Here is a 10,145-nt window from a genome sequence, read left to right as displayed (position 1 = left end):
GCAGCTAGACGGAAAGACCCCGTGCACCTTTACTACACCTTAACTATGGGTTATGGTACTTGCTGCGCAGGATAGGTGGGAGGCTTTGAGGCCAGGTTCTCGGACTTGGCGGAGCCAATGGTGAGATACCACCCTGCGAGTGCTGTGACTCTAACCTCCTCCCGTGATCCGGGAGAGGGACATAGTTAGGCGGGTAGTTTGACTGGGGCGGTCGCCTCCTAAAATGTAACGGAGGCGCGCGAAGCTACTCTCAGGCTGTTTGGAAATCAGCCGTCGAGTGTAAAGGCATAAGAGTGGTTGACTGTGAGACCTACAAGTCGAGCAGGTGCGAAAGCAGGCCTTAGTGATCCGGTGGTTCTGTATGGAAGGGCCATCGCTCAACGGATAAAAGGTACGCCGGGGATAACAGGCTGATCTATGCCAAGTGTTCATATCGACGCATGGGTTTGGCACCTCGATGTCGGCTCATCGCATCCTGGAGCTGTAGAAGGTTCCAAGGGTTAGGCTGTTCGCCTATTAAAGCGGTACGTGAGCTGGGTTCAGAACGTCGCGAGACAGTTCGGTCCCTATCTGCTGTGGGCGTAGGAGATTTGAAGAGGGCTGTCCTTAGTACGAGAGGACCGGGATGGACGAACCTCTTGTGTTCCAGTTGTCATGCCAATGGCACGGCTGGGTAGCGAAGTTCGGTTGTGATAACCGCTGAATGCATATAAGCGGGAAGCACGCTCTAAGATGAGATCTCCCTGAAGGGCCCAGGAAGACCACCTGGTTGATAGGCTGGATGTGGAAGCGCAGTAATGCGTGTAGCTTACCAGTACTAATCGCCCGTTCGGCTTGTCCATAGAATTAATTCTGTGCAGTAATGCCGCAGAAAGATATTCAACAAGCCTTGTAAAATACGCTTGGTCAAAGTAACAAGATTCAAGGGAAATATTCCCGATCGGTTTCGTTGTGAGATATTAGGTTGGATATGGCGCCAGTTTGCCGTTTTCGCTTCCGAGAGAAAAAGCTCGTTGAAGTTACCTGGCTGCGGGAGAAACAGCCCGCCAAGCGCCGCCCAAGTTATAAGGCGTCGAGGTTCTTCGGGCAATGCCCCTCAGGATTTCGGCTCAAAGCGTAAACGCTTTGAAAGCGCCTCAATTTGCCGGTGACCATACCGCGAGGGTCACACCCGTTCCCATCCCGAACACGGAAGTTAAGCCTCGCTGGGCCGATGGTACTGCACGAGAAATTGTGTGGGAGATTAGGTGATCGCCGGCATAATCATAAAAAGCCCGCTCTTTCGAGCGGGCTTTTTGCATTGTGGTGTCAGAATTCGCTTTCACCGTACACCCCACTCCCACATCCCAAACTCAACCTGCTTCGGCAGCGGAAATCCGGCCTGTCGTGCCAGCATGGCAATCTGTCCGCGATGATGCGAATCGTGCGCAATGATGTAGCCAACAAAGGCGGCCGTGTCCGGCTTGAATCCCTTGATGCGCACTCCGGTAGCGAGTGATTCCGCGACCAGCGCATGCAGGGCTGCGGCGCTTTTATCCAGTCCGGCAAGAGCTTCTTTTGCGTTGAGTGTTTCTTTTTTCAGTTCTTCCGGAATCTCCTTGCTGCCTGTGGCTTTCAGCCACATGCGGCGCACATTGTGAATATGCGCCACAATTGCTGCCACGTTCCGGCCTTTGCCATCCGGCGTTGGCGCATGCCAGGCCTTGGGGTCAAGATTCTCCGCTAGGTAGCGCGTAATGCGGCAGTTGATATCCAGAGCCCGCACAAGGGAATCGGCAAGCGGCAAAGTTCTCTCCGCTGTTTTCGTCGGCATGGGTTCCTCCGAAAAAGGAGTAGCAAAATGCGGAAGCCAGAGTATCATGCCAATCATTGAAGCAGAGGACCGCCAAATAAACTTTACTAACCGGGGAAGGTCGGGAATTTCGCTAAATCTTCCCTTATGCCAAAGGTATGCAGTACCCGGTTCCTGGGACCGTTCGCTGGCTTTATCTTGATCTGAATTCCTACTTCGCCTCTGTAGAGCAGCAACTAAATCCGGATTTGCGCGGCAGACCGATGGCAGTGCTTCCGGTGATGGCTGAAACAACCTGCTGCATCGCGGCAAGCTATGAGGCCAAAGCTTATGGAATCCAGACAGGAACCGATGTTGCCGAAGCGCGGAAGCTTTGTCCGGAAATCGTATTTGTCGAAGCGAAACAACACGAATATGCGCGCTTTCACCACAAAATTCTCGAAGCCGTAAACCTCTGTCTGCCTGTTGAGCAGGTGCTTTCCATTGACGAGATCGCTTGCAGGCTCATCGCCAGTCAGTGCGAGCCACAACAGGCAGTTGCTCTTGCAGCAGTAGTGAAACAGATAATCAGAAATGATGTAGGCGAGTGCCTGCGCTGCTCGATCGGACTGGCCCCCAATGCACTGCTGGCCAAGATCGCAACCAACATGGAGAAACCCGACGGCCTCGTCGTGATCGATGCCGCCGATCTCCCCAATCTGCTCTACCGCCTCAGCCTGCGCGACATCCCCGGAATCGGCGAGCGAATGGAGATCCGCCTGCGCCGGCAAAAAATCCGTTCCATGCAAGACCTGCTTGCGCTCGACGCAAAACAGCTGCGCGCCGCATGGGGCAATCTCTATGGCGAGCGCTATTGGTACTGGCTTCGGGGATACGACTTTGACGAGCCGCGATCCATTCCGCAGAGCATCGGGCATGAGCACATTCTACCGCCGTATCTGCGCACCATGGAGAAGGCCAAGGCCGTGGCGCAAAAGCTGCTGGCGCGCGCAACGGCGCGTCTGCGCAGTCAAAAATTATGGGCGCGCGGACTGGCCGTCTATCTCAGCTTCTCTCCCGGCCGTGAAAAGAAACTATGGGAGTGCCACAGCCGTATGCTAGAAGCGCAGGATGTCTTCACGATTCAGGCACCGCTCAAGCGCATGTGGGCCGATTGTCCGCAAGGCAAGCCGACCTTTGTTGGAGTGGAGTTGTACGATCTTGTCCCTGACGAGCAGCATACTGAAACTTTTCTGCGGGAAGAAAGACGGCATCAGAAGCTGTCCGAAACCATGGATGCAATTCACAAGCTGTTTGGTGCAGAAGCCATCTACTTAGGCGGCACGCATGCCATCCGCGACGCCGCTCCAGCTCAGATCGCTTTTGCTTCGATCCCGGACAGCAGCAGCTTTCGCCAGAGTAAGCCAATTCAGAATTCGGTTTCCGGCTGGCGACACACATCCCGCCAACGGACGAGCAAATCTGCGTAAGTCTTTAAGGTATCGTCACACCGGCCGTATTCGACGGACTGCTTTGCACTCCGGAACGATCGACACTTTTCACATAGTAACTATAGATAGAGCCGGATTCGACAGAGTTATCTACATATGTCGTCTGCATACCGGATGAATTTATCAATTGATAGGAAGAGCTGCCTTTTGCTGACCGATAAATGTCATAGCCTGCTACCGGATCAGGAGAACTTCTGGGTGCTTCCCAGTTCAGATTAACTACGTATTGACCACTGCCGCTCAGATTGACAACCGTTGATGGTCCATCAGAACTGTTGCTGCCGATCGTCAAGGTGCCCGCCATTGCAACGCCTGCCGTCGGGCTGAATTGCACCATCAGCGTAATCGCCAGCGTTGGATTCAAAGTGACAGGAAAGGTAGCCCCGGACACAGTAAAGCCAGTACCTTTGATCGTTGCCGAGGTGATGCTCACCGGAGTTGTCCCAGTCGAGACCAGCGTAACCGGCAGCACAGCTGAAGCGCCATCATTGACCATGCCAAAACTCAAGCTGTCGGGGCTCACCGTCACTTGCGGACCGATTTGAGACACTCCATTGCTGGTCAGGCCGACGGCGATTCCGCTATGCCTCAATGCATTGCTGCTGATCGTAAGTGTGCCCGTCGATTTGCTCGCTGCTTTCGGTGTCGACCTAACATTCAGTGTCACGGCCTGTTTAGGATTCAGCGTGATAGGAAAAGTTACGCCTGACACCGTGAACCCTGCCCCGGTGATTGCTCGAGAGCTTATCGTCAATGGACCCGTCCCACTGGAAGTCAGCGTTACCGGCCTTGTTGCCGTTGTTCCTATCTTCACGTTGCCGAAGTTCAGGCTGGCCGGGCTTACTGTCAGCTGCGGACTGGTTTGAGCCACCCCTGTGCTGATCAGGCGAATCGCTATCCTGTTGTGCCTGATCGCGTTGCTGCTGATACTTAGTACGCCTGCCGTGGTGCCCGCTGCCTTCGGTGTCGACGTGACATTGATCGTCACCGTCTGCTTAGGACTCAACGTGACAGGGAAAGTTACTCCCGAAACCGTGAACACCCCAGTAATCGCTGGTGCGCCGATCGTCAGCGGAGCGGTTCCTGTTGACGTCACTGACACCGGCAATGTCGCAGCCGATCCCACAGTCACGTTGCCAAAGTTCAGACTGTTCGGGCTTATTCTCAGCTGTGCAATTGTTCGAGCTACACCGGTGCCCGTGAGGAGAATCGCTATGGACGGATTGGTAGGAGAGTTACTCCTGATCGTCAGGGTGCCCGTGATCGCGCCGATTGTGTAAGCAGCTGAGCGCACCTCCAGCATTGCAGTCTGGCCAGGATTCAGAGTCAGAGGGAATCTCACTCCGGGCACGCTGAATCCCGCACCTTTGACTGCCACCGAATTGATCGTTAACGGGGATGTCCCGTTTGAGGTCACTGTCAGCGGCAACGTAGCTGCCGACCCCACTATCACATTGCCAAAACTCAGACTGGTTGGGGTGACCGAAAGATTGGCCGTACCTGCAGCCGCAGCACTCGTCACAGACCACAGCAGGCAGCAGGCAAGTAGTAATATATTCACCCAGCCTCTGGATCCCAGCCAGGGAACGCTATGGCACGAATGATTCAAGTGTGATCCCATTCCATGGCTCCGTGCTGGAGCATTTTAGAATTAAGAGATATTCGGGCCCATGGATGCCGGGGTAACCCACACCTACTAGATTTAAGTGGGGCCTCTGACGAACGGAGAAAGATAAGATGTCCCTGAAACCTGCCTCATCGGCGTTGAGCGATGCGGAATTCCTCGCGGCATTTCACGCGTGCCTACTTCCGCCCGCTTGCTTCCGCCATGTGGACCATCTGCGCCTGGCTTGGCTTCACCTTCACCAGCACCCGCTGGAGGTCGCCACCGACAATGTGCGTAACGGCATAAGGGCATACGCGACGCACCTGGGAAGACCTGAATTCTACCACGAAACAATTACGGTCGCGTGGACGAGCCTGATTGCTTCACACCACGAGCCTACGTTTCATGAGTTTCTACGGCTGAATGAACATCGGCTGAACGGAGAGCTGTTGCTTCGTTTCTGGTCACCCGAGTTGTTGCAGAGTGAAAAAGCCAAAAGAGAGTGGGTTGCGCCGGACAGGATGCAGTTACCGCAGGCCTGCTAGCAATTCTCTTTTTTGGAACCGCATTACTTCACAAATTCCTAACGGATGTGTGGTTGGGAAAGCCAGGACGCCAGAGCGTCCACGTTTCGCAGGCCATCCCGGAAATGATCCAGGACAGCCTGCTACTGCTTGTGGATGGCGCCTACTTGCAGTTCACGCCTTCAGGAGGCGAGAGGGCTGTTAGCGTTCCAATATTCGGATAGCTGTAGGCTCCGCTGATCGCGCTGGACGGGGCTTCGAATTCGAACCATTGCAGCAATGCCTCGTTCTGCGGGTGGTAGGTCATCCCGTTCATCGTGATGGGATATACACCTTCGGGAAGTCCTTCGATCACATCCCCAACTTCGAGATTGTTCTGGCAATTCCCATTTGGAGATAACCACCAGGGTGTAATGTTGCGGATGCCATCGCTGGCGACGAAGGGATCGTTGAAGGTCTCGGCCACTTCATGGCTCAGCGCAGTCACGTCCTCGAATCCGCCGCCAAACAGGCCGGGACTGATCCAACTGGAATAGTTCAGGACGTAGCGTCTTTCGAGATTGCCGTTGCTGGGGATGCCTGGCTCGAGGTCGTATGTGTGATAGCCAAGTATGCAACACTGATTCGGATCGCCATTCACATAGAGATAAGTATTTGGGAACAGGAACGTCGAGATGTCCTGAGTCGTAATATCGCCTGTGTTCTCCGCGGCGCCTACCGGTGTGCTGTTGTCGAACGGGTATGTGGAAGGGAATAATGCATTCCCAAAAGTGTTGGCATCGACCAGCACGAATGCGCAGCAGCTTCCATCAGCATTGAGGGCAAAGCGATATGTGCCGCGGATGAGAACCATCGTCCTTCCCGTTTTTACACTCGGGTTGAGTAACGTATGCCAATCGGGCTTTGCCCGGTCAAAGAACTCCGCCCGCTGGACGGCATCCGTTAACTGCGTAGCGTCATTGCTGCTCGAATAAGTGAAGTTTTGGAATACCGGCGAGTCTACCGTCGGCTGGACAAATTGTGCAGGGCTGGAGATGAGCGGCTGACCGTTAACGAACCTCGGCGAGCCATCGAAGTTGCGCAGGTCTAATGTGACGGGGACGATCGGAGCATTGAGCGTCGTGGTGCCGTGATGCTCCGGCGCGGTTCCTACCATGTTGTAATACCAGATGACTTGCGTGTTGCCGTTTTGATCGACGCCCCGTGCCTGGAAGTGATTGTTGAAGTTCACAAGGGAGTCGATATTCGGAATACCGTTTGTGTGCGCTTGGCCATTGCGGTGGCCGCGAGGCGCCATTTGAACAGATTTGTGAGACTTGTTTGATAAAAAGCTGATGGGTACTTGATCATCGTTTTGCTGCGCAAAGCAAGCGGATGTGGTCGCGAACACAAACCCCAACAACAAAAGAATCGAAAGTATTTTTCCAACTCGTTTCATGAATTCCCCTTTCCGATGGCTGAAAAACTACAAACACACTTGTAAGTTCTGAGTCAGAGAATCCCGCCTTACTGGTTTATCGAAATTCAGGAGCAGACTACCGGGGAGATGGGGACATCCTGACACTGGCGGGGAGACTACAGCATGGCGATTCGGAAAATCAAGACTTTAATGAATATCCGGAAGCAAAGCACTTGGGTCGCTAGGTGCGGCTGCGAGTAAGTAAGCTAGAAAAGAATGCGTCGCTCCGGACATGATGCAGTTGTAGTCGCTGCGGAATATGTCATCTCTTTGGGTGATCCTACATCTCGGAGTGGTTAAATCCCGGCCGGTTCTCAGCACCATGCCGCTGGTATACCGCCGCCGAGCTTAGACCCGGAGTGTCCACCGATCATGTCCGAGCAACAAGAGCGATTCTTCAGCGGCTGAGTCTCTTTGCTTTAGATGGAGTGTGACTTGCAATATAGCTCTTCAGCGCAACCGCATTGTTGTGAATGGCGTCGTGGGAGCTGAAAATCAGTGTGACACGGCCTTTCCTGGCCGCCTTCAGAATCGGCTCCAGTGCCTCCGGCCGTTCTTTCAACTCGGCAAAGTATCTTCGCTGAAATTCCGTCCATTTTTCCGGATCATGGCTGAACCATTTCCGCAACTCGGCGCTCGGCGCCACATCTTTCAGCCAGCCACCGAGGCGCAGATCTTCTTTTTTCACGCCGCGCGGCCAGAGGCGCTCAACGAGGAAACGGGTTCCATCATCATTGTTCACAGCATCATAAGCGCGCTTGAGTTGAATCATCGAGGCCTCCATCCAACCATCGGACCACGTCAGTGCCTCGCTTCCAGCACCTGAATCCCATCCGCACTCCCAATTACCACCCTGCTTGCCATTCCGAGAAAAAGCCCATGCTCAACTACGCCAACTGTCTGACTGAAGGCATCAGCGGCCTGTTCAGCCGTCAGGCGTGACTTCGGCAGGCTGCAGTGCAGAATGTAATGCTGCCCGTCGGTGATATAGGGCTTGCCATCATCGTTGACGCGCAGCTCGGGCGCAAAGCCGTAATCGCGCAGCCGCACAGCCGTTGTCTCCCAGCCGAATGGAACCACTTCGACCGGAACTGTGAAGACCGAGCCCAGAGTCTTGATCAGCTTGCGTGGATCGACCGCGATCAGCAGCTTGCTGCTGGCCATAGCGACGATTTTCTCGCGTAATAGCGCGCCTCCGTGGCCCTTGATCAGGTTGAGCGTGCCTTCCTCGACTTCATCAGCGCCATCAATCGTTAGGTCAAGATGTGGCTGGTGGGCGAAGTCGGTCATAGGAATGCCAAGCGAGACCGCTTCGCGGTGGGATTGCTCCGAGGTGGCGATTGCAGTGATGCACAGGCCTGCAGCAACCCGCCGGCCCACCTCCTCGATCACTAGCGCGGAGGTCGTGCCCGAGCCAAGCCCGACAGCCATGCCGTCGTGAATCTGTTGCGCGGCCCACTCCGCTGCTCTGCGCTTCGCCGCTTCCGCGACATCTGTTGGTTGAGTCATGCTCCATCGTGATATCACGGGAACGCAGGAACTTTCCAGATGCGCGGTATAGGACCATCGAATCGTACGGCAGATTCACGGTTTCTGAACGAGGCTGGGATAGCGCAGATAATTCAGATCGAGCATGACAACTCGCCAAAATACAAAGTACCGCGCCGATTGGATTCTGCGAGATTTTCTTGTCACGGCCACCCGCCCTGAAAGAGAAGTTATAAGCCTTTGATTCTAAAGCGAAAATAGCAGCGCAAATACACTTATCCACATTACCCCGTCTTTTCGGAAGCGATTTCGCGGAACAGCCTTCAGTCGGAAGCCGAGCCATCGCATGGAGACTTCTCCACCGGAACTGCAACCGGAAGCGCAGGCAACTCAGTTCGTGGTCTCGCGAAATCCAGAACACTGGCCAGGTTCCCGACTTCGGCCGAAGCATCTCGCGCTGTCAGAGGCCGCAGATTCCAGCGCCATTCGATTAGCTTAAGCACGGACGTATGGTCGAAAACCGTGCTATTCACTCGGGGAAACGATGGTGATCCCGTGCTGAAAGGAGACACAATCACGGTTGGCACCCGAAAGCCTAAAAGAGCGCGCCCGTCGATCAGGTCGGCATCCGTCGTGTTTGGCGCAATGACTCTGGGCGGCGGCACATGATCAAAGAAGCCGCCCCATTCGTCAAATGTAACGATCAGAACTGAGTTGGGCCAGCAGGGGCTATTCACCAGAGCGTGATACGTCTGTGACAGGAAAGCTTCGCCATTTCGAATATCCGCGAACGGATGATCATCAACCGCTCCGGTCTGCGCAGAATAGGGCGCATCGACGAATGACACTGCGGGTAACTGGCCGGATGCAGTGTCACTCAGATAATCTTCGTAGCTGTAAATGAAGCCCGTGTACTCCGAACCCCAGAGATTTAGCACCTGAGAGTAGCAGCGGCCACTCACCCCGGCATCTGAGATGCGGTCCCAAATGGTCTCCAATTCACAAACGCCTGGCGAGCCATCGATCCTGTCCGTCTGCGCTGAATGCAGAAAGATGCGATTCGGAGCCGTGGGGCCCATAAAGGAACAGAAGTATCGATCTAATGTAGTGTATTGACGTGCCAGAGCGCCGAAAAATGTCAAGTCCTCTTCCCGATAGTAACCGAGTGAAAAAATGTCGTTTCCAGAACGCAGAAAACCATCCATCTTTCCCGCGTTGAATTGGATTCTTCCGCCTTGATAGGAATGATCGGGTTGAATGTGGCCACAGCCGGTGAAATCGCCTGCCAGGTGATGTGTATTTTCAATTGCGCCAGTTTGATCCATGTAACTCAGTCCGGCTTGCTTTCCGTCTGCGGTTGGCAGCCAGCCGAGAAAGTGGTCAAAACTGCGATTTTCCATCATGACAACAACGACATGCTCGATGCCGGAATGTTCCGGCAATGGCAGAGCTGGCGCCAGAGTTGATCGGAGGGAACTACAGGATGAAAGAACCGAGGCAGCAGTCACACTAAGGGCAGAGCGAAGGAAATCCCTTCGTTGAATCTTCAAGTAAACTCCAAGGCAGCAGATTTGTAACTTATGTGGTCAGTGCTCGATCAGATGTTCTCATTGACGCCCGACCCCAGGCGTTGCTTTGGAACAAGCACTTACTTGCTCCAGGGCAAATAGGATGCTAAATCGTTTTTGTACTCAAAGGATATGCACTCGTGAGTTCTTCAATCTGCTCCCGAATGACTCCACATTGCTGTGCGGTGGGTCGTACGTGGAGGCACAGCCTGAATAAA

The 10,145-nt window shown here is 54.2% G+C and carries 8 protein-coding genes and 2 rRNA genes; 4 read left to right on the top strand and 6 right to left on the bottom strand.

Going from position 1 to position 10,145, the window contains the following annotated elements; genetic code table 11:
* Positions 1–842, top strand: a 23S ribosomal RNA gene (locus VEV40_RS02590); the annotation flags it as partial.
* Between the two features lie 301 nt (positions 843–1,143).
* A 5S ribosomal RNA gene (gene rrf / locus VEV40_RS02585) occupies positions 1,144–1,260 on the top strand.
* A gap of 61 nt (positions 1,261–1,321) precedes the next feature.
* On the opposite strand, the gene VEV40_RS02580 is transcribed toward rrf, so the two are convergent.
* Entirely contained in the window at positions 1,322–1,813 is a 492-nt protein-coding gene (locus tag VEV40_RS02580) for a DinB family protein (protein WP_324829936.1), read from the bottom strand.
* Between the two features lie 137 nt (positions 1,814–1,950).
* On the opposite strand from VEV40_RS02580, the gene VEV40_RS02575 reads away from it, so the two are divergent.
* Positions 1,951–3,261 carry a DNA polymerase Y family protein gene (locus VEV40_RS02575; protein WP_324829935.1) on the top strand — a complete coding sequence of 437 codons (1,311 nt, stop codon included), beginning with the start codon at positions 1,951–1,953 and terminating at the stop codon, positions 3,259–3,261.
* 4 nt (positions 3,262–3,265) lie between these two features.
* On the opposite strand, the gene VEV40_RS02570 is transcribed toward VEV40_RS02575, so the two are convergent.
* Entirely contained in the window at positions 3,266–4,843 is a 1,578-nt protein-coding gene (locus VEV40_RS02570) for a choice-of-anchor D domain-containing protein (RefSeq protein ID WP_324829934.1), read from the bottom strand.
* Between the two features lie 176 nt (positions 4,844–5,019).
* On the opposite strand from VEV40_RS02570, the gene VEV40_RS02565 reads away from it, so the two are divergent.
* Positions 5,020–5,433, top strand: coding sequence for a hypothetical protein (locus VEV40_RS02565; protein WP_324829933.1), 414 nt, complete (start codon positions 5,020–5,022; stop codon positions 5,431–5,433).
* A 142-nt stretch (positions 5,434–5,575) separates the two neighbouring features.
* On the opposite strand, the gene VEV40_RS02560 is transcribed toward VEV40_RS02565, so the two are convergent.
* From VEV40_RS02560 to VEV40_RS02545, 4 genes are all read right to left on the bottom strand, one after another.
* Positions 5,576–6,709 (bottom strand): hypothetical protein, encoded by a 1,134-nt coding sequence (locus VEV40_RS02560; RefSeq protein WP_324829931.1) that lies wholly within the window; start codon positions 6,707–6,709, stop codon positions 5,576–5,578.
* Positions 6,710–7,268: 559 nt separating this feature from the next.
* The gene (locus tag VEV40_RS02555) at positions 7,269–7,643 is read right to left on the bottom strand and encodes a DUF488 domain-containing protein (RefSeq protein WP_324829930.1); all 375 of its coding nucleotides are present in this window, start codon (positions 7,641–7,643) and stop codon (positions 7,269–7,271) included.
* 29 nt (positions 7,644–7,672) lie between these two features.
* Positions 7,673–8,380: a ribose 5-phosphate isomerase A gene (gene rpiA / locus VEV40_RS02550; protein WP_324829928.1), complete on the bottom strand. Its 708-nt coding sequence runs from the start codon at positions 8,378–8,380 to the stop codon at positions 7,673–7,675.
* 302 nt (positions 8,381–8,682) lie between these two features.
* Positions 8,683–9,801, bottom strand: a complete 1,119-nt coding sequence (locus VEV40_RS02545; RefSeq protein WP_324829926.1) for an alkaline phosphatase family protein — start codon at positions 9,799–9,801, stop codon at positions 8,683–8,685.
* Positions 9,802–10,145: the final 344 nt, after the last annotated feature.

Source organism: Alloacidobacterium sp., assembly GCF_035631355.1.
Taxonomy (GTDB): Bacteria; Acidobacteriota; Terriglobia; order Terriglobales; family Acidobacteriaceae; genus Alloacidobacterium.
This window is presented reverse-complemented; position numbering and strand designations above follow the sequence as displayed.